The sequence below is a fragment of the Psychrobacter sp. CX90 genome, assembly GCF_057396305.2.
The window spans coordinates 936056-957317 of the sequence record NZ_CM182008.1 but is presented as its reverse complement, the minus strand read 5'-3'; the positions used below and the strand labels follow the sequence as shown (position 1 = coordinate 957317).

16 protein-coding genes are annotated in these 21262 nt (G+C 38.9%); 9 read left to right on the top strand and 7 right to left on the bottom strand.

Annotated features, from left to right (window positions below; all coding sequences use genetic code 11):
- Positions 1 to 29: 29 nt before the first annotated feature.
- The 7 genes from AC2SLN_RS03800 to AC2SLN_RS03770 all read right to left on the bottom strand — a co-directional run bounded on the left by AC2SLN_RS03800 (position 30) and on the right by AC2SLN_RS03770 (position 5576).
- Entirely contained in the window at positions 30 to 590 is a 561-nt protein-coding gene (locus AC2SLN_RS03800; RefSeq protein WP_486550792.1) for a hypothetical protein, read from the bottom strand.
- Positions 591 to 597: 7 nt separating this feature from the next.
- The gene (locus tag AC2SLN_RS03795; RefSeq protein ID WP_486550790.1) at positions 598 to 1236 is read right to left on the bottom strand and encodes a hypothetical protein; all 639 of its coding nucleotides are present in this window, start codon (positions 1234 to 1236) and stop codon (positions 598 to 600) included.
- Between the two features lie 2 nt (positions 1237 to 1238).
- Positions 1239 to 1763, bottom strand: a complete 525-nt coding sequence (locus AC2SLN_RS03790) for a PAAR domain-containing protein (protein ID WP_486550788.1) — start codon at positions 1761 to 1763, stop codon at positions 1239 to 1241.
- A gap of 45 nt (positions 1764 to 1808) precedes the next feature.
- On the bottom strand, positions 1809 to 2621 hold the full coding sequence (gene icmH, locus AC2SLN_RS03785) for a type IVB secretion system protein IcmH/DotU (RefSeq protein ID WP_486550786.1): 813 nt from the start codon (positions 2619 to 2621) through the stop codon (positions 1809 to 1811).
- Between the two features lie 54 nt (positions 2622 to 2675).
- Positions 2676 to 4019 carry a type VI secretion system baseplate subunit TssK gene (tssK, locus tag AC2SLN_RS03780; protein ID WP_486550784.1) on the bottom strand — a complete coding sequence of 448 codons (1344 nt, stop codon included), beginning with the start codon at positions 4017 to 4019 and terminating at the stop codon, positions 2676 to 2678.
- Between the two features lie 10 nt (positions 4020 to 4029).
- A complete protein-coding gene (locus tag AC2SLN_RS03775; protein ID WP_486550782.1) occupies positions 4030 to 4665 on the bottom strand; it encodes a hypothetical protein in 636 nt (211 codons plus the stop codon).
- 104 nt (positions 4666 to 4769) lie between these two features.
- On the bottom strand, positions 4770 to 5576 hold the full coding sequence (locus AC2SLN_RS03770) for a M15 family metallopeptidase (RefSeq protein ID WP_486550780.1): 807 nt from the start codon (positions 5574 to 5576) through the stop codon (positions 4770 to 4772).
- A gap of 332 nt (positions 5577 to 5908) precedes the next feature.
- Between AC2SLN_RS03770 and AC2SLN_RS03765 the strand changes: the two genes are divergently transcribed.
- The 9 genes from AC2SLN_RS03765 (at position 5909) to AC2SLN_RS03725 (ending at position 21225) form a co-directional block, all read left to right on the top strand.
- The gene (locus AC2SLN_RS03765) at positions 5909 to 7474 is read left to right on the top strand and encodes a hypothetical protein (RefSeq protein ID WP_486550778.1); all 1566 of its coding nucleotides are present in this window, start codon (positions 5909 to 5911) and stop codon (positions 7472 to 7474) included.
- A 140-nt stretch (positions 7475 to 7614) separates the two neighbouring features.
- The gene (gene tssM, locus AC2SLN_RS03760; RefSeq protein WP_486550777.1) at positions 7615 to 11619 is read left to right on the top strand and encodes a type VI secretion system membrane subunit TssM; all 4005 of its coding nucleotides are present in this window, start codon (positions 7615 to 7617) and stop codon (positions 11617 to 11619) included.
- A gap of 5 nt (positions 11620 to 11624) precedes the next feature.
- Positions 11625 to 12575, top strand: coding sequence for a type VI secretion system-associated protein TagF (gene tagF / locus AC2SLN_RS03755; RefSeq protein WP_486550776.1), 951 nt, complete (start codon positions 11625 to 11627; stop codon positions 12573 to 12575).
- Between the two features lie 42 nt (positions 12576 to 12617).
- Positions 12618 to 13469, top strand: coding sequence for an OmpA family protein (locus tag AC2SLN_RS03750; protein ID WP_486550775.1), 852 nt, complete (start codon positions 12618 to 12620; stop codon positions 13467 to 13469).
- Positions 13470 to 13488: 19 nt separating this feature from the next.
- On the top strand, positions 13489 to 16137 hold the full coding sequence (locus AC2SLN_RS03745; RefSeq protein ID WP_495057359.1) for a DUF2345 domain-containing protein: 2649 nt from the start codon (positions 13489 to 13491) through the stop codon (positions 16135 to 16137).
- Between the two features lie 12 nt (positions 16138 to 16149).
- Positions 16150 to 17133 (top strand): DUF2515 family protein, encoded by a 984-nt coding sequence (locus AC2SLN_RS03740; RefSeq protein WP_486550962.1) that lies wholly within the window; start codon positions 16150 to 16152, stop codon positions 17131 to 17133.
- 101 nt (positions 17134 to 17234) lie between these two features.
- The gene (locus tag AC2SLN_RS03735; protein WP_486550964.1) at positions 17235 to 18362 is read left to right on the top strand and encodes a hypothetical protein; all 1128 of its coding nucleotides are present in this window, start codon (positions 17235 to 17237) and stop codon (positions 18360 to 18362) included.
- A 283-nt stretch (positions 18363 to 18645) separates the two neighbouring features.
- Positions 18646 to 20082 (top strand): DUF2345 domain-containing protein, encoded by a 1437-nt coding sequence (locus AC2SLN_RS03730; protein ID WP_495057358.1) that lies wholly within the window; start codon positions 18646 to 18648, stop codon positions 20080 to 20082.
- A 51-nt stretch (positions 20083 to 20133) separates the two neighbouring features.
- Positions 20134 to 21225 carry a DUF2515 family protein gene (locus AC2SLN_RS03725; RefSeq protein WP_486550723.1) on the top strand — a complete coding sequence of 364 codons (1092 nt, stop codon included), beginning with the start codon at positions 20134 to 20136 and terminating at the stop codon, positions 21223 to 21225.
- Positions 21226 to 21262: the final 37 nt, after the last annotated feature.

Sequence of the window (21262 nt, the reverse complement as noted above, 5' to 3'; positions counted from 1 at the left end):
TATAAATCTAATAAAATTCGAAGTTTAGTTCAGAAGATTTCACTCAACCATTCTTTAAGTTTTTGAAACCAGCTTTTTTGTTCTTCAAATGGTATGTCTGTACAATAGTTAGTGATTTTATCTGAGTTTGGTGTCACTCTTCCACGATCGCCTTCTACTATTTTGTAACCATTATTATCCTTTATTAAACAAAATTCAGAAGAATAATTAGTACCATTAATGACTTTATCTTCTATACCTAAAATCATAGTCACATAGTAATGAGTATCAGTGAAGATAGCGTTTTCATCAGTTAATGCTTTCGTAGCCGATACAGGCAGGCAGGTTTGCGGACTGTTAGGTATGTCTAAGTAAGTGTTATTTATTATAAAAAACATCTCAGAGCCTTTAGATACTGTTACATATACCAGCTTATTTTTGTCCTCTTCTAAAGGTACTTCTCTATTATAATTAGCTAAATAAAAGCAAGGTTGCATGTCTTTAACCGTGATATCAATTTGTCCATAGTCGTGTTTTGACATAGCTTGAGATACAACCGACAACGTCAACATGGTTATAAGTAAAAATAACTTCTTATATAGAATATTCATATTTAGGTTACCTAGGCATTAATTCTGAACTATAGGGGTCAATAAAAAAGACTTTTAAACATTCATAATAGCGATCTCTATATGGATAATAAGTTGAATTAGACCCTCTTACAGATATGTCATAATAATGAGCTATGATTTCAGCTTGTTGTTCAATATTATAGTTAGGAAAGTCCTTTTTATCCTCAATTATGTGTAGATCATATGCCATAGGTTTATTAACATTTTTACCATTATGTTGCGCACTTTTACCAAAGTAATCTCCACAGACTAACATGTAAGCTCCCGCGGAAATCGTACTATAGCCTCTTTCATGTTGCCATACATGGGCCATTTCGTGGATAAACCAATTTTTGGTTTCTTGTTGAACTGAACTAAGAGAAAAATCAGAATGTTCTTCGTAGTCATCAGAGGGCAAAGTAATCTTATAACCTAATGTTCTTGCATTTCTAGTTAAGTCATGAAAAAGCCAACCTCTACATATCAATACTTTAGAATAATCTATAGAATCTTGAAATATAGCTTTCGCCATAGCAATTTCACCTGATGTTAAAACCCTCTTGGTTGGTACAGATACGCATTTATGACCACTACTATCAGCTCTAGTTAAGCGATAACTACCGCAATCTACTTCACGTTGAGCCATGACTACTCCTCCTCATCTACTAGCAATGAAATACTAACTTCTGCTGGATTATCAGATTCAATCAATTGAGTAAATCCTTGAGAGTCAGTAATTCCAGATACCACCTTGCCGTCGTATCTTAAACGGTAAGGCACATTTATTAACGGCTCTTGAGTCAACTCATCTAGTATCTGGAACTTTTCGTTGTACGCATTCTCAAATGATTCATCCTCACTTGATTTAGTTAAAGCTACCTCTTCAGCAGGCTCAATCCCACCAACATCAAAATCAGAAAACGCAAATGACTGCTGAATAGCTATGAGCTTTGATCCACAGCTGGTAACATCGCCTGCACGAGCAATCGGTTGACCATCTACAATAAAGGTAGGATCACCTGTCACAATAGTGACGACTTTTTTGCACTTTTTGCAGATGACTTTATCGCCCTTGCGAGCGATAGGTATGCCATTATGGGTAGAATGAGGGGAACCTGAAATAACCGTTCCTCCATGTGTTGTCTTAGCACCAACAGTGATGTAAGCAGCCATAGTACTATCCTGATGTTATGTGAGAGCGGATATCATAGAGTTTGATTATGGTAAAAATATCGAAATATGCGCTTGTTCTTTATTGTCTTGAATAATTTGGCTGTAACCTGCCAGCTGGTTTTGTGTTTGTGAATGTAAATAATAAGACATGATGCCATATATGCTTAGCAATAATAGACCGACAACCAAAAGGATGACCCAAATAGGGGTTTCGCGGGTAAGGGTATGTTTGATCTGATCAGGAATAGCCCAGAAAGGAGAAAACTCATTTTTGTTACCGCGAAGGTGCTCGATTTCATCCCCTAGTCTGGAGATAAGATAGCGTATTTTTTCAGGTGCCTCTAATCGATAACGCCCTTGAAAGCCTAACAACATAGCGTAATGATAAACCTCAAGCGCTGGTAGATGCTTATCTCCTTGTTCGCGCAGTTTATCTAAGCGTTCAAAAAACTCATCACCTGCAACTTGTGAACCAAACAAGTCTAGCTGTAGAGGATTCATCTCCCATGCATTTTTTAACTGCTGAAACTCTGGCTCCTGAGAAGTCATAATTGTTTCATCAATTAAAGCACAGTAAGCATATTTAGATTCATAAATATCTTCAGATGCAAAACCCTTTTTTCGAGCTGCACTTTCAAAGCTGTCTAAAAAATCATAAATCTTAGATCTAAACTCTTGTGGCTGAGTACTATAATAGTGATTACGCAATAAGAAAACTAAATAAAAGCCATCATACATAACATCGACAAGTGACTGCCGATTGATACGTCGATCAAGGCCATCGACCGATACTCCCGAGGCCACTTCACCTGAATCAAGTAAAGATGGCGCTGTACTTAAGGTTTTATTTGTTGACATGTTACTCTCTGAATATAAGGTTTAAATACATTTTTATTATTTAATAGCTTTATACTATTGATTAATTGCCATCAGCTCAATTTTTAAATCGTCAAAGCCATTAGGTACATAAATACATATTGACTCAGCTTTAATCATTTCGTTATAAATCTCACCGACTGGCTCAATGGAAAAGTAGCTAAACCCAGGTCGAACAGGAATAGCACTTGGCACTTGAGTGACGTATGAAATCGGTGTCCCTGGTAGAGCTGACAAAACACGTTTTTCAACTCCATCTGGTGTTGCTACTTTAAAGCGCCGTGGCACAATGTCGATTAACTCATGCATTGGAAGTGATGAACTCACTGACAGGTACAGCTGTGAATTTCGGGTTATATTATCTGCACTGAGCTCACCAATGTAGTAAGAAGGCTTCGTATGATTTAGTGGTATTGAGATAAAGTTGCTGGCAATTACAGTGTTGAGCAACTCTCTAATAATTTTAATAATACTATTAAAAGAATCATGAGTTTGACTGTGATTATAACTGGGCAAATCTCCCACTTTGTATAATGAACTAAAGGTTGCCAACTGACTGGCCACATTCAATAACGCTTCATATAGACGTTCAGGATGCAGTTTTGGGTTATTATAAAGATGACTTAATTGAGCATAGGCAGAATTTAGAGCATGTAATAACCAGAAAGAGGCAATATCAGACGATCTAAACTCTAGTAAGTCATTATTGGTTTGACGATGATGATCATATAAAGAAGTTGATTTGGTATTAATCATAGTCATTAAGCGGTTAACTTGATTTAACAAAGAGCCATTACTTGAAATATGGACACTTGAAACCAGATAATCGTCTACACATTGATATGATCCTTGAGGCGTGCGTTCAAGTTTGGCAATTAATAATGATATGCCATCATTACTCGATGGTATTGACTCATTACTAAGCTGAATACTGGGAGATAGTTTTAATATATCAACCACAGACTCTGTTGCATCAGTATATAAATCTTGTGATCTTTGAACGTCTTTAATATACCGAGACGGATTCTCACTTGACTCTAATTGAATATTACCCCCACTATGATGCAAAATCTCTAAACTTAAAAACACATAAACATCATCTCCCAAGTTATCATCTAAATTGACAGATTTGGGTAATTTGTCAGTGTAAGGTGCTTGATAAATCGTACCATCTGGAAAAACACACGAAATTGATTCAAAACTAACAACATTGCTTTCTAATAATGGCTTATCGAGGTTTGTTTCAATAATTCCGTACGCATAAGGATGCAAGACCTTCATACTCATACTACGTTGATGGTTATGATAAACATCCTGCATTTGAAAATGTTGGGGTCTCAAAAAAAGCCCTTCGCCCCATAGTACTTGTTGCTTACTCAAATCGTTTCTCCTATCGACAACTCACTAAAGGTTGCTGGTAATATTTTAATTTTTTAGAAAATTCAGTATCAGTCGTCAAATTTAAGCCACTACTTATATTGGCATCACATGCGCCTATATTAAGTAACAAGGGTTCTTCATAATTGATACTTTCAAGAGGAATTAAAAACTGTGAACGTTTTTTGGTATATCTTAAATCTATCTTTAATGCTAAGTAACGTGTGTCTTCTGTGACGTTCACATTAAGTTCATTAGGTCGCCCAGGTATTAAGGTAATCTCTTTTACCGCTAACTCCTGTAGTTCAACAAATTGAGACTTATCTTCAAGTAAGGCAACATAGAGTGTACTGGCGTTCCCCTGATTACCTTTACCAGCATTTAGGACGTTATCAGGTTGAATACGAATATTAATTTTAGAACGCTTTAACTGCTCTTTTAACTTCTGCTGCTCTTGCAAGACGTCTTGTATAACTGCTTGTTGAGACTCCAGCTTAGATTGTAATTGCGTCAACTCATCTTGATTATTTTTTTTAGTGTTTATCAGTGAGCTGAGCGAATCTGAAATGCTCTTAGATTCTTTGGATTGTTGTCCTCCTACACATCCTACGAGTAACACTGTAAGCATCAAAAAATTGATTTTTTTCATTATAATAATTACCTTTTGCATCAAATTTTCACAACTTTGAAATTCATTATATATAACTAAATTGAGTAACGTTTAGAACACATGAAATCACAAAGAAAAATACATTACTGATCAATAAGAATTTTAGCCATTTCTGGACGACCGAGGACGCCTTTTTTTCTTAACTCTACATGACCCAGATCCTTCATCCTCCAATCTCCTCCCCACACCAGACCCACAGATTTTGCAACTTTGCCATATAACTTATAACCTCTCATCGCCCATGGATCACGTTCTGATATAACAATTTTTCCGTTTCTTATAAAAGCACTATCAGCAGCCAAACCAAATTGATGGTAACTTTTATAAGAACCTGCTTTAGTGACGTGACTGCCTTTTGCAAGCAATCTCGCCTGCCGCTCTGGACTACGATACCCCTCCAACAAAACCATATCATAACCATATTGATCATGCATGATTTTATAGACCATCAGTAGCCGCTGTACAAACTGAGAGTTCATTTTGTCCCAATTACGGTCAGCATTTTTAATATTAATATAACCATTATTTAGATGAGTACTCAGCATGTCTGATGAATACCCTCCTTCTAATTTTTCTATGTCTATAGCAGGCTCTTCCCTGTCTGGACTAGGAAATGAGAATTTTGTTGTATTAGTCGTTAGCTCCTCCCAAACATCATCTTCTTTTTTAAAGGCGTTATAGCTTGCAATTTCTGCATCAAGCTCTTCAAACAACTCCTCTGGAGGTGCTGGGGGTGGTTGTAATCGTTCGCCCATCAGTAGCTGGTTAATTTGCGAGCTATAGTTGTTTTGTTTGACATCAACATCATGATAAACATCCAATGAGGAGTAGTTTAATAGCCAATAGCACAACCCTATAGTTACTATAACTAAAGCACTTGATGCTATCATAAAATAATGCTTTGTAAGCAAAGGTATCAGACTATTATCTGCCTTTATGCGTAAAGATCGAGTCCTCAACAGGTCAGTTTTTTTATTTGCCCGTTTAAATAAGTGTAAGCTTAAGATATTGATAAACTTTCTAAATCTTATGTAAAGGACTGAAAATATACGTGGATCAAAAAGCAATGTAATGAAAAATACTGAAATAACAGTTAAGATAATAACGATAAAATAGACCATAATGTATAATAACTAAAGCTCATGTCGTGTGATATATATACAATAACTTCATATTTGTAATTTAAATTTACTCACTATAAATCAAAAGCGAAGTACTGCCTGTGCAAATAAAAAAATATCTTTTTTATACTCGTTATATTCTCATCCTACTACTTATTGTTTATCTGATTTTAATATGGATGTATTTTAAAGATAACGTATCTAACACTACATCAACTGAGTTGATAAATTGCTTCGTCGTTATTCCTTTAATAATACTGGCATCAATTGTGCTGGTTCATTGGCAATATAACAAAAAGAAAAATAAATCGAATGAAGATGATGAGCAATCATCTACCTCCTCGCATACTGCACCAAAACGCCCTTTAAGCTATGATGTATTCATGCATAGTTATGTCTGTTTGCCTGAAGGTGAGCGTTTTATAGATATCATTGAAAACTCAGACGATCTCACTGTGCTGAGCCTTGAATATACATCCTTTGACAATCTCCCTATTTTAATAAAGCCCATTGAGGATATTATTTCTTACGATGACGAATTATATCCACAAGAAGATGATATTGATAGCATCACTCAAAGGATTTGCTTAATCATAAAGCACATACTGACTCAAAACGAAACGGAGCTGACTAAAGTTGCCAATCAGTTTGTTTCTGAGCTAAATACTCCATTCGATAAGAATCAGCAAAACCTAACATTAAGTATGCATCCAAAGTGGCAACAATCTCATATTTTAAGCGAAACTAATGAGGTACAAAGCACACTTAATACTCAGTCATCAGACACCAAATTAAGTACTTTACCTATTTATTTACTTATACCTGATTTGGCAAATAAGCCCTACATAAAAGAATTTTTAATAAAACAACTTGTAAATTATGGCTTCTCAGAGGATGTTATTGATATTCGTAGCGTTACGCTTGAGGGTTCAAATGAAATTGATAGCCAAAACCAAAAGGAGTCATTAACTCCATTAGGTGTAATAAAAAACCATATTATTAGTATCTCACAAAATCAAGATCCTCAGTTAAGCCTAGTTATCGGGGTTGATTCTCAAATTAATGATGAGTGGTTAGAAGAGTACTATTTTACAAACTCCAATGCATCATCCATTGTTCCAGAGGAAGCTGGAGTTATACTTTTCGTGATGAATACCTCTGCTACCTCTATGTTAAAGATAGAAAACCTCACTGCAACATCTCTGATGAAGTTCTCCAATCAAAGTGAATCTAACACGCCTATAGTACAAGAACCATCAAATGCCACTCATTACGCGACTAATATACGGTCAATTTCAGACTTCCTTCAACATGATTTTTTAACAGACCCTGAAAAAGTTAAAGACACTGACCGTTCTGATGACAAGCACCCTCTGGCATCATTTAACTTAACCGCATTATCCGATATATCGCCATTAGCTAAACCCTATAACTTAAAGCTATTTATGCATCTTATTGATGATTTAACTGACAAAGGTGCACGTGTTGATGAGCATCATTTGGGAGGATATGCAACCAGAAATGAATGGATGAGTCAGCTCATTAGTTTGTCATTATTTGCAGATATTGACATAGACGGCGATGATACATTTAATAAAACCTTGCTAATTACTCATGATAAAACAGACACATTATTGTGGATAACGACAACTACTGTTACTATCTAGACACTGTTTATTTAAACCAATAAATAACGAAAATAAAACAATCAAATCTTTATCATTAAAGCTAGCTAAGTAATACTCAACTAAAACAATTTATTAAAGACTCTACTTAATCAGCCTTTAGCATATATCAGGTAGCACGCATGTTTTCAAGATTTTTTCATCTGCTTTACAATCCAAGAGTTCTCTTAATTATTGCTATCATTGTTGCACTAGTTTTTTTATATGACTATGTCCCATATAAAACGTTTGCTATTATTGTTGTGGCGCTAGTGACATTGGCTGTGCTAATGGCGATAGCCTATTTTTATTGGAAAAAACGTAAGCGTACTGCATCTGAACTGGCAGATTTGGTAGAAAGCAATGATACAGTTAGTGAAGGTAAAAATGCCCATAAAGCTAGTAATAATAGCCAAGAAGTCCAAGCCTTACGCCAACAAATGCAAGAAGCTATAAAGACCATTCGAAAATCAAAGCTTGGTGATGAAACTGGTCGTGCCGCTTTATATGAGCTGCCTTGGTATATGGTTATAGGCAACCCTGCTGCTGGCAAAAGTTCTGCTGTATTGCATTCAGGACTTAAGTTTCCGTTTATGGAAAAAAACAACCAACTATCAGTTAAGGGTGTGGGAGGAACGAGAAACTGCGACTGGTTCTTTTCAACTGAAGGCATTTTACTTGATACAGCGGGTCGTTACTCAGCTTATGAAGATGATCGCTCTGAGTGGCTATCTTTTTTGAATTTGCTAAAAAAGAATCGTCCAAAAGCACCTATTAACGGTATTATTATTGCAGTTAGTATTGCTGAACTTACCAAAAATGACCCAAATTATGCTTTGGATCTCGCTAAAAACTTGCGCAGTCGTGTGCAGGATTTAACGGAACAGCTTGAAGTGCATGCCCCGGTCTACGTTGTTTTTACCAAAATGGATCTCATTTCAGGATTCAGAGATTTTTTTAGTGACTATGATAAAAATGAAAGAGAACAGGTTTGGGGCGCAACCATTCCGTATCCTGAGCATCCTGATGATGTCAATATTGATGAGATTTTTGAAGAGCATTTTAATGTCTTGGTCAATGGACTAAAGGATTTAAGTACCACCAAACTCTCTTTACGACATCAGCGTACTGTGTCGCCAAGCTTAATGACTTTCCCTATGGAGTTTCAGTCATTGCGTCCTGTCATCAGAACCTTGATGCACTCTTTATTTGAAGACAACCCTTTTCAATTTAAACCCATTTTACGTGGTTTTTATTTTACAAGCGCTCTTCAAGAAGGCCAAGTCAATAGTCAGATGACTGAACTTATGATGCAAAAGTATGGCTTACAGCTACCTACTATACCCATAGATAGCAAACAAATTGAAAGTGATAAGTCATACTTTTTAAATGATTTATTTTCAAAAGTTATTTTGAAAGATAAACATCTGGTTAAACAACGTAAAAATCGAAATCAACGTAACTATAGAGCCATAGTAGCGTTAGCATCAATTGTTGCTTTATGCATTGCAGCAGGTTTATGGACTTGGTCTTACACCAATAACAAACAGCTGGTCGAACGTGTAGAGTCCGATTTGCAACAAGTTGCTAATATTCAAGCAGAATCTAGTGGTGATCTTCAAAGTCAACTGCAGTCATTAAGCATTCTACAAAAACGCATACAGCAACTTGAAAAATACGATGAAAACCGTCCCCTTTCTCTAAGCTTTGGCATGTACCAAGGCGACAAGCTCAAACAAAAGCTGTTTACAGAGTACTTTAATGGCATCGGTATAATCTTAATGAAGCCAACTCAGCAGAATATTGAACAGTTTTTGGCGGAAGTTAATTCCAATGCCAAAAACTTAAAAGCTACAACTTTAAAAGAACAAAATACTGAGTCATTAGATAGCGTGACTGCTTACAAACGCGCTGACCCAACCAATGTTGAAGATGCCTATAATGCTCTTAAAGCATACTTAATGCTTAGCGATCATACTAATTTGGAAATCAGTCACTTAAGTGACCAGATGACACGCTTTTGGCGAACATGGTTAGAAGCCAATCGTGGTTCAATGCCTAAAAGTAAAATGATTAGAGATGCAGAGCAAATATTAAGTTTTTCATTGGCTCATATTACCCATCCAGAATTCCCTTTGACTCAAAACGACTTGGGTCTGATTGATCAAACCCGAGCAAATATCACTGAAGTTAGTAAAGGTGTTCCAGCTCGTGACCGTGTGTATGCTGAAATAAAAATGAGAGCATCCGCGCGATTCCCAAGTGTTACCATTGCACAAATTTTACCTGAAAGTAGCAGTGAAGCTCTATTAGGTGGATATTCAATTTCAGGAACTTTCACAAAGCAAGCATGGGAATCATTTGTGAGTGATGAGATTGATAAAGCTGCCACTTCTAAAATTGTTGCTAATGATTGGGTCTTAGGTACTAGCGCACAAAATGATCTCACTTTAACCGGTAGTCCCGAGCAAATAAGACAAGATCTGGTAAGCCGTTATAAGAAAGAGTATGTTAACGAATGGAAGAAGTTCTTGTCCCAAACCCACGTTCGTGAAAGCACTAGCTTTGATGATCACGCCACACTAATGAACCAGCTATCAAATATCGATAACTCACCTCTGAAAGCTTTGTTTGAGACTGTTGATCGTCAAACTGAATGGGACAGTAAAACAGCGTCCTCTAACCAAACAGGTGCTAATGCTCGTCGTGGATTTATTGAATGGTTTAAACAAACCATACTTCGTCAAAGCCCTGCTGAGCTGCGTCAAGCTGAAGCCTTAGCTAATAGAAGTAATACTGATTCTGTACCTTCTACGACACCTAACGCCGGAGTTATTGCCCAAGAATTTACCTCGATTCATGCATTGGTGACACCTCGAGAAGACAATCAAAATTTGTCATTATTAGACAGCTACTTAAACAGCTTGGGTGATATAAGAACCCGTTTTAATAATATCTCTCGTAGTGGTGATATAGGGCCAGATGCACTGTTGTTTGCATCACAAACTCTAAGTCCTGAAGGCTCAGAGCTTTCAAAATCTTTGCAGATACTTGATGAACAAATATTAAGCCAAGCAAATACTGAGATGAAACAAGTCATTAGACCTATATTGAGTAAACCATTGACAGCCTCATTTACGATGCTGCTTGACCCCACAAAAACTGAAATAAATAAAGTGTGGCAAGCTCAAGTATATAAGCCTTTTGTTGATAACTTACAAGGCAAATACCCCTTTACTGCTAACGCCAATATACAAGCTACTCCTGCGGAAATTGGGCAGTTTTTTGGAAATGATGGTTATGTCGCTAAGTTTGTTAATGAGACACTGAGTCCCTTCATTATTCGTCGTGGCGACCAAATTTCTAGTAAAATTTGGAATGGTTCAGGTTTAGGATTAAATCCCAAGTTTGTCGCTGATTTTGGTCGCTATTTCATGAACTATACTGGTAATAGTGGCTCTAACAATGATACTTCTAGTGCGACTAGCTCAAACAATCGAACCACATTTCAAATTATGCCACTACCGGTAAGTGGACTCACTGAATACACTATTATTATTGATGGTCAGCAGTTACGGTATCGTATGGGTACTCAAGCATGGACAACCTTTGTTTGGCCTAATCCCACAAGCCAACCTGGGGCAAGTATTAGAGCAAAAGATTACGACGGTAAAGATTTCGTTGTCTTTGAAGAAGCAGGTAACTTTGGTGTAGAAAAGCTTATTAATCAGGCCAAACGCACCGAAATTGGTGACTCAATTTTTGAGATGTCATGGACCGGAGACGGTATTACAGTCCCAGTTCGATTTAGAATTATTAGTAGCAGTAATTCATCTTCTGCTACTGGTGGTTCAAGCAACCCCTTCACTGGAATGAAGTTACCTGAAGACGTTATAGGTAAGGGCGTTACACGTTCTGCTAAACCTACAGCTGAGAATAATCAAAGCAATCAAGACAGTACGAATCAAGCGAATGATGACTCAGGGACTGCTAGTAATGCTTCATTGTTAGGTGGTCAATCAAATTCCGGTACGGAAGAGGCCACCCCTAATAATGATGATAGCGTCAATAGTAATAACACATCTACTCAAGTGAATGACAGTAGACAGTCTAAGGCTAGAGCAGCCTCATCAAGTACGCAGGAGTAACCGTTTTGAATTTAGAACTATTACCCCTCGTATACTTTGGGAAGCTACCTTCGCGCGGCGACTTTATACGTTCGCGTCACAATGCCAGTGAGATAGATGCAATTGATGACTGGATAAGCGGTGCTCTTGAATATCCAGTACATACATCAGCCTCTTTACCTCTTATCTTTTTTAGTCATGTTGATACATTACATAAAGAGGTTATAACTGGGGTTATAAGCCCTAGTAACGACAGCAATGAGCGAGTTTATCCTATTATCGGGATGCAAATTCAATATATTGAAAAAACAAAAAACTGGATCAAATATTTACCTGTCAAGTCGTTCTCATTATGGCAGAGTGTCAACACAACTTTGGTACATGCGAAACAAGCCACCAAAGATAATGATGCAATAGAACGTTTAAATAAGACCCAGCTAGCTGTCGATGATAATGCTGTGACTTATTATTATGACTTTATCAATTCTATAACTTTAAATGATATAGCTCATAAAATGATGATCAATAAAGTCCAGCTTATAGAGCAGATTATTGCGACTGGGTTATTGTTTTTACCTACCTTGAGTAAAGGATTTATAGGCTTAAATAAAACGCTATGTTGGTCGTTGGGGACTAATCAGGAATTGGCTATCAATATGGCGACTTTTTGGCATGATTTGATTCATGGGTTTTATACCCCACATGAAATAAAAATCAATACTTACTTTTACCAATCATCTGAAAACTACTTGTTAACCCTAAGCTTCAATGAGCCTCAAAGCCATGTATTAGCACAATTGCCGCAAGGAACTAGTCATGATTTAGATAGCTGGGTAATGATGGATAACAGCGACTGGACTCAAAACTACGTTCAAGAAGATATCGGCTTAAGCCGGTTTTATGATCTTTTATCCCAAGACCATCTATATTTGTATGATATTCGTCAGCTGTTTAAGCAAGTATTTTTGGCTCAATAGTTCATGCTTATGAATATTATATAAAAAAATAAAAGGTAACTCATGTTTATTAATCAAAAGCGCAATTTAACAACAATAAAAAATAAATACCCTATGGGTACTTCTCGCCCAACTAAATCTTTTGTAACGTTAGCTACTTTCATAAGTCTAACAATCGGCTCCCTATTTTATACAGTGCAAGCGGCTACTACAGATAGTAACACCCCTGTTGTCATCAAGGGTGTTGTTCCAAGTGTTTCTGATAAAGCCGAGCTTTTAGAAAAACTAAAAGCCCAATACCCTAATCGTATTGTTCGTGATGAAATAGAGGTACGCTCTAATATAAGCATTCCAACCAATTGGCAAGAAGTCTCAACAGCCATTATTGATAGCGACATCACCGCCATCCGCCAAGGTCGCATAGATATTAACGGCACAAGCATTGGACTGTACGGTAAAGTTGATAGCTTTGAACAAAAGCAAGCCATTCAAAATAGAATACACAGCAGGCTTACCGACCTCTATCAACTTGACAATCAGCTGGTTGTTACCCAAGGAGAACAAAAGCTTATAGACGACACTCTAGATAACCGCATTGTCGAATTTGAATCAGGCAGCGCCAACTTAACCCCTAAAGGGCTTGGTATACTCGATGACATGGCAAACGCTATCAAAGATGTTGGCGACAAACCCATTACCATCACTGGGCACACAGACAACACAGGCGACCCGAGCGCCAACCTCGTCCTCTCAAACCAGCGTGCTGAAGCCGTTAAACAGTACCTTATTGGACGCGGTATTGATGCTACCCGCCTTACCACCTCAGGTAAAGGAGACACCGACCCCATAGCCAGTAACGACACCGAAGAGGGCAAAACCCGTAATCGGCGTATCGAATTTACCCTAGGCGACTAGAATAAAGGGAACTTACTCTATGCTAACCCTACTTAACACAGCGCTGCCCATGCACCTTGACAGGCTTTATGCCTCAGAGGTCAGCACGCAAGCCGCTTATGCCAGTCAAAGCCAAAACGTTAACACGCATACCCATTGGCTTGATGCGCTACTTAATAGTAGCAATGAGCAAGCTATCATCAACTTGCTAAACCCAAACAGTCGCTTACAACATGCTCAACATGGATTAGACACCTATGTCATCAACACCTATATTCATGAACGCCATCAGCCCCCCTTTAGCTCACTGGCGCACCTTATTGGTTCTCCCTTGACCTTAAGCTTTGACACCCCAAGTGGTACGGCTTATCGTCACCTGTATATTACCGCCATACGTCAAATAGATCATGAAGGTAGCTATGGCTACTACCGCCTTATCGCCCAGCCCATTATCTCAACGCTGCATCAACATGCCCGAGCCCATATAGAGACCCATACCGATGTGGTAAGTATGGTTGCACAGCGCCTATCTACCATCAATGTTGAAGTCATTGATGACAGCGGCCATGACTGGACCCCAGCACGCATGACCCAGTGGCAACTAAGCGACTGGGCACATATCTGTGAGCGTCTATCGCGTCAAGGCTTGACAGGGTATCTGCGTCACACCCAAACACCCCAGCACACCCCACCACGCTTGGTTATCACGAGTAGTACGCCCAGCGAAGCTGACAATATCAGTCATAACATCGGGGCTATACGCTATCATCAAGCACTGCATGATCGAGTTCATGCACCAGTACTTGCCATCACGCATCGTGTTACTGCCCTACCTAGCCAAGTTAATGTTCAGCGCTTTAATACGGCCGCAGTGTTGCATCCAGAGCAAAGCACAGCCACCACACCCGTCTATGACTCAAGTGTCTTTACCGCCAAGCTAGCCATTGATACCCCAGCCGCCTTTGCTCCTGTGGCAGATACTCAAAGTATCGATGATGCTGTGAGTATCGCTCAAAGCTTAACGGCAGCTCATAACTGCTATACTGCCCTAGCACACGCCACTGATGCTCATGTGGCAGATACCTTTATCTTAGACGGTCATAACCGCTTAAATGACCATTACCGCGTTACCCATCTGACTCACTTAGCACGTAATAGCCTCACTCACATCACAGGTCTGACGCAAAGCCGTCGCCATCGTGAGCGTCATGCTTCACATCTAGAGGCAGGCAGTCATCTGACTCAGTTAAGCTTGATATTATCCGACACCCCTTGGGTGGGTCATCCATATCGCAGACAAGTATTACCGCCTATGACAGGTATCACAGAAAATCAGTCAGACACCAACAGTCGTGATCATATGACCCCTACTCGACTTGTGTTGTTTGATACCCCTGCCCAGCCTATATCAAGACTTGAGGCACAGGCAGGGGCGAACTATGGCACTCACTTCACGCATAGAGCAGATGATCAAACGCTTGTACAGTCTATTGGTGACGCAGAACATTTAATCAATACAGGCAGCCTATTATCGACCACTCGCCCTAGCCTGTTTGCTTGTCATGATGACAAAGCGGTAGAAAGCGGCTATCGGCATCAGGCAGACGATACGTTATCCGAGTGGGTGACTGAGCACCGATCTGATCAGGCGTATTCTCAGTTAGCAAATAATAGCAGCCACGTTAAGTCAAAGGTTAAGATGGGTGTGATTCACCCCGCTACAGAGGCTAGCAAACGTGACGGTATTCATGTCGCAACTGATGCACAGGTAAGCGTGAAGACTGGGCAGGCTATGGTGATGTCCTCACAGCCGCAAACGTATGCGCAAAGCACAAAGCATGATTATCAGCATCATACCCCGACGCTCACTCAAACCAGCCTTGGTGGTCAGCATCTAAGCGAGCGCTTAACCCAGCTTGCCACAGGTTTAGGTCGTCATGTTAATAGCCATAAAGACATTAAGACTCAGCTTGAGTCTATCGCTGACGAGCAAACCCAAACCACACATCATAAAACTCCTTATACCTTGATAGACAGCGCTGCTGATAGTGGTTACGTCAGTGAGGATTTACTGGTTCATCGCGCTATGGGTGAGATGTTATCTACCACTCAGCAAGATAGGATGGTGACCAGTGGTAAGGGACATCATCAGGTGAGCGGGGAGTCAACGACCCTTATAGCAGACGGTAGTGTGAGCATGACCAATGCGAAAGATAATATCATTGTATCGGCGCATACGGGACGACTTGAGGCAACCGCTAAGCAGGATGTGACTATATCGTCTTCAACCCAAGCAGTTGAGATTGCGGCGAGTAATAAGGTGACGATTCATGCAGGCTCTGCAAGTATTACGCTTGAGGGCGGTGATATTACGATTAAGGCCAATGAGTTTGTTGAAAAAGCAGGTAAGCATAATCCAGCTAAGGGTGGGTTTGATGGAAACTATTTGTCGAGATTGCCTTATGATAAGTTAAGGCAAAAGGAGTTTTATGATGAGCAGGTGCAGTTTGTTAATACCGCTGGTATACCTATTACCAATATTGAATATGAAATGCATGGTAAAGACATTGCTACCAAACAAACAGTAGATCTAGAGGGTAAAACAATACGAGCTGATACTAAAAATAAATCTGAAAAAGTAAAGACTAAAGTATTGTTTAAGCCTATTCAGGGTCTTAAAAAGTTATAAAAAGGTTTTATGATGACTACATTAACATTTGATACAAATACCGTCAAAAATAGCTGTGCTATTAAGAAAATGGATTGTAGCTTTACATGGTCAATCGCTCAATACCAGTGTTTTGAAAAACTAACAACAAGCTCAGATAAGAGCTCTTCTTCGATCCATCTAAGCGTAGTACAAGATGGCGAAGCAAGAGCAAGAAGAATTGCGGCGGTGTATGCTAAGTTTTATCTAGAACATAGTGATGTGAATGGCAATTCAAAATTTAAAGGTCGCCATTTTTGGATGGGACTTGGCGCTTTTGCTAGTAAGACTGTAGCTGATGCGCTGGGGCATTGGTCAACGTCAGCAGATGGTGGTGCATTCGGTGTTGAGTATAATTTTAAACTAGGCAACTTTTGGTTATATCAGGATATCGCTGGATGGCATTTTGAATACAATCAATGTAGTCCGAACTTCTTTGAATGTATGGGACAACGTAATACTAAGAACTATATTGATGAAGTTAAAGCGATGGTTTACGATTCACATGGCGCATACGATGTATTACCTAAAATACGCAATCTCGGTGAAAGCCAATATATCAAGCCTGCTTTTGTTGCTACAAGAGAATTTGAGAAGACACCTTCTAATGATGGAAAACAAAGAAATGCTATGCAAAAAATAAATCTTATGAAGATTGCCAATCATGAACAGCGTGAAGTATTACAAAAAATAATCTATCAAAAAAATACTTTTAAACGTGGATTATGGTTAGCTGAAATGGGAAGAGGAAAATTGTCTATTCCTGAACTGCAAATGGTATTTACCTCAAAAGCAGACACAAATGATCCCGATTTAAAAAATATTGCACCTGATGATATTAAACTAGCTGATATTACAAAAAGGATGGATTGGATTGAGGATGTTGCTAAACAATTTATTAAACTCATGAATGGTGATAAAAGAGATATTGTTGAAGGAGAAATAGTCAAAATAGCAGGATGGATTAATAAAACTTAGGAATAGTTATGTTTAGATATCAGCTTATCAAAACAGTATTACTAGCAATTTCATTATCACTATCTTCAGTAGCTTGTAGTGAAAATAATAAAGGAAATACTATGCCGCCTCATGCAACCGTTTCAGTTGAAGAAAGTCCTGAATCCTTTAAAAAGAATAATGAGAATATCAAACAGTATTGGAGTTTTGATGATAAGCCACTCAATATTGGCAGCCTAGGGGTTACTTTTTATAAACTACGTTTCCCTAGCGACAACTATGCTACTGTCACGTTTACTTACCCTAATGTTCCGTCGCTTACCATTGAAAATGTTAGTAGCACCTCAGGCTACTTTGATCACGATAAACCAGAAAGAGGAATACAATCTACTGATATCCGTTTTTTCGTTGAAAATGCGCAAGGGGGCTATGGTATTACACAAAAAGATGCGTATATCGCCATACAAAAGTTATTTAAACAGTTAGAAGAACAAGGTTGGCAAAACGACCGTCGTATCACCAATGCTCGTATATCTGTTCAAGATAGTTATGCCTATGGCACCAGTGAAAAAGTATCGTCAAGTTTTTTGAACTATCATTATCCTTTGACTTTTAATCAGTTTAAAAAACTGGATAGTTTGCAGTCTTGGAGCTTACGACATGGTACTGATGTTTTTTTAGATATTACAATGCAATACCACTTTGAAGAAGAAATTAATAATTACGTCTATATGGTCAGCTTAGATTTTAGCTCTGAAGAAAATTATATTAACAGCTATCTCAGTTATGACAATCCAAACGATACAATGGAATCACTCTTTACAGAGATATATCCAGACTTACCTACATCAAGGCTATATGCTGAAACTCAAGCTTTAGAGATAGGCCTCGACATTCAACAAGATCAACCAGACTACACCTTACCAATTGTGCTAGAGAAGACAGGTATCGACACCAGCAAATTTGTATCGATTGACCCCTATAAAATAACCTACGAGGAATTCATTAAACGTCAAGAAGCTGGCGAAGACATGACACCTTACTACGAAAACCAACCAAAAGCTAAACCTGAAGTCACCTCAAAGGCTAGAGGACGTTGTCCTGCAAATCAGCCTTGTCCTAAATCAGGGTTCTGGTTTACCCATGCTAAAGCTGACAGCCGAGCCTACTTCAAACAAGGTACAATCATGCCAGACTACCCAAACAATAATTGGGGAGTCGTCATTTGGCAATTTGATGGAGAAGCTTAGAATAGCTTTAACCACGCCCACTGTCTGCAAGAATACAATCTAACTGCTAGCCCCGATTGTAACGGTTATACTTGGTAAAGCACAGGATTCCAAGCGCTTGGCTAGTGGCAGTATCGCAGCATAGGAATGACACTAGCTTTAGCGACTGCCCCTGTGCAAGCCAAGATAATAGTGTAAAGCGGGAAATGCTACACACGCCATCACAGGTCTGACTCAAAGCCGTCGCCACCGTGAGCGTCATGCTTCACATCTACAAGCAGGCAGTCATCTGACTCAGTTAAGCTTGATATTAGCCGACACCCCTTGGGTGGGTCATCTATATCGTAAACAAGTATTGCCTCCTATGACAGGTATTACAGAAGATCAGTCAGACACTGATAGTCGTGATCATATGACCCCTACTCGGCTTATGTTGTTTGATACCCCAGCCCAGCCTATATCAAGACTTGAGGAACAGGCAGGAGCGAACTATGGCACTCACTTCACGCATAGAGCAGATGATCAAACTTTTGTGCAGTCTATTGGTGACGCAGAACATTTAATCAATACAGGCAGTCTACTATCGACCACTCGCCCTAGCCTATTTGCTTGTCATGATGACAAAGCGGTAGAAAGTGGCTATCGGTATCAGGCAGACGATACATTATCCGAGTGGGTGACTGAGCACCGATCTGATCAGGCGTATTCTCAGTTATCAAATAACAGCAGCCACGTTGAGTCAAAGGTTAAGATGGGTGTGATTCACCCTGCTACAGAGTCTAGCAAACGTGACGGTATTCATGTCGCAACCGATGCGCAAGTGAGTGTGAAGACTGGGCAGGCTATGGTGATGTCCTCACAGCCGCAAACGTATGCGCAAAGCACAAAGCATGATTATCAGCATCATACCCCGACGCTCACTCAAACCAGCCTTGGTGGTCAGCATCTAAGCGAGCGCTTAACCCAGCTTGCCACAGGTTTAGGTCGTCATGTTAATAGCCATAAAGACATTAAGACTCAGCTTGAGTCTATCGCTGACGAGCAAACCCAAACCACACATCATAAAACTCCTTATACCTTGATAGACAGCGCTGCTGATAGTGGTTACGTCAGTGAGGATTTACTGGTTCATCGCGCTATGGGTGAGATGTTATCTACCACTCAGCAAGATAGGATGGTGACCAGTGGTAAGGGACATCATCAGGTGAGCGGGGAGTCAACGACCCTTATAGCAGACGGTAGTGTGAGCATGACCAATGCGAAAGAGAATATCATTGTATCGGCACATACGGGACGACTTGAGGCAACCGCTAAGCAGGATGTGAATATATCGTCTTCAACCCAAGCAGTTGAGATTGCGGCGAGTAATAAGGTGACGATTCATGCAGGCTCTGCAAGTATTACGCTTGAGGGCGGTGATATTACGATTAAGGCCAATGAGTTTGTTGAAAAAGCAGGTAAGCATAATCCAGCTAAGGGTGGGTTTGATGGAAACTATTTGTCGAGATTGCCTTATGATAAGTTAAGGCAAAAGGAGTTTTATGATGAGCAGGTGCAGTTTCTAGATCCTACAGGTGTTCCTTTGCCAGACATAGAGTATCAGCTGACTAGCAAAATTGTTAACATCAAATCTAAATCTGATCAAGAAGGCAAGACTCCTCGTATAGATTCAGGATACGAAAAAGATAATCTAAAATTGAAACTTGTTTGGTCAACATTTACTTATAATAAAAGTAAATAATCTCTATTCTTATTCTAATAAATATATAAATAATAAAAGCGAGATAAAATAATGTCTGGTAGCAACTCTTTAGACTGGCACAGCCAAACAAATGCAAATAGAGGTAGTTGTGCAGATGCACAATGCAATTGCATTCAGTTTTTACAAATATATCAACAAGAAGCTATGAAAAGAGTATCTAATCGCGTATCGGCTAACCATTATGAGCTTGAACCAGGTTATGAAGCACGAGCAAGAAGAATTGCTTCTGTATATGCTAATATTTTTTTAGAAAATGAAGTAGGTGGTGAGACTGATCTATTAGGACGTTTCTATTGGATGGGCCTTGGAGCTTTCGCATCAAAAACCGTTGCAATGGTTTTTAACGCAAGTAGAAGCTCACTAGCATACAATTTTGATGTTTTTTTTGATTCAGACAAAGCATTAGATACGTTTGCAAAGGGTAATTTATGGCTTTTTATGGATATCTCAGTGTGGCATTATGTATGGAGTGTTTCTTCATCATCATTTGAAATGTGCAAAGGACAACGAAGTACACAGAACTTTCATGATCTTAAAACTTCAATCAATAATCTACCCTGGTCATCTTGTTTAGAGGATATTGACTACCTAGGATTAACACCTGAAATCGTTTCGGCTTTTAATTTATTACCTAAAATACAATCGAAATTTAATAATACATCTAACATTAGAAGTAAGTTTGAAAATAGTAAGGATCAGTTACTTGATCATTTGTTGGATATAGCAGTACAAGAACAAAAAAATATCTTACAAAAAATTGCATGGGAAGATGAGGGGCTAAAAGGCAATATAAGTCATCAGCGCCGTTGGTACCTAAACTGGGCCACTATCGATCAAACCTTGGCATTATCAAGTGATTATAATATTGACGATTTAAAGAAAAGAAATGATGTTAATGCTTTATCGGAAGAGCCATGGAGTACACCGCCAGAAGGAACTATATTAGAAAACTATGACAGTCGAATGGCTTGGATAAACTTAGCAGCTAATAAATATCATAGATTAATGCTAAATAGCTCTGGTAGAAACTTCCTAATTTCTGAACTAAAAGTTATTGCAACTTGGGGCAATAGTCGGGCAAACTTTAGAATTCACTCTAATAGTAATGAAGGCAAAACTTAATGCGATTATCAGTTTTTAAAATTAGCATAATTATTTT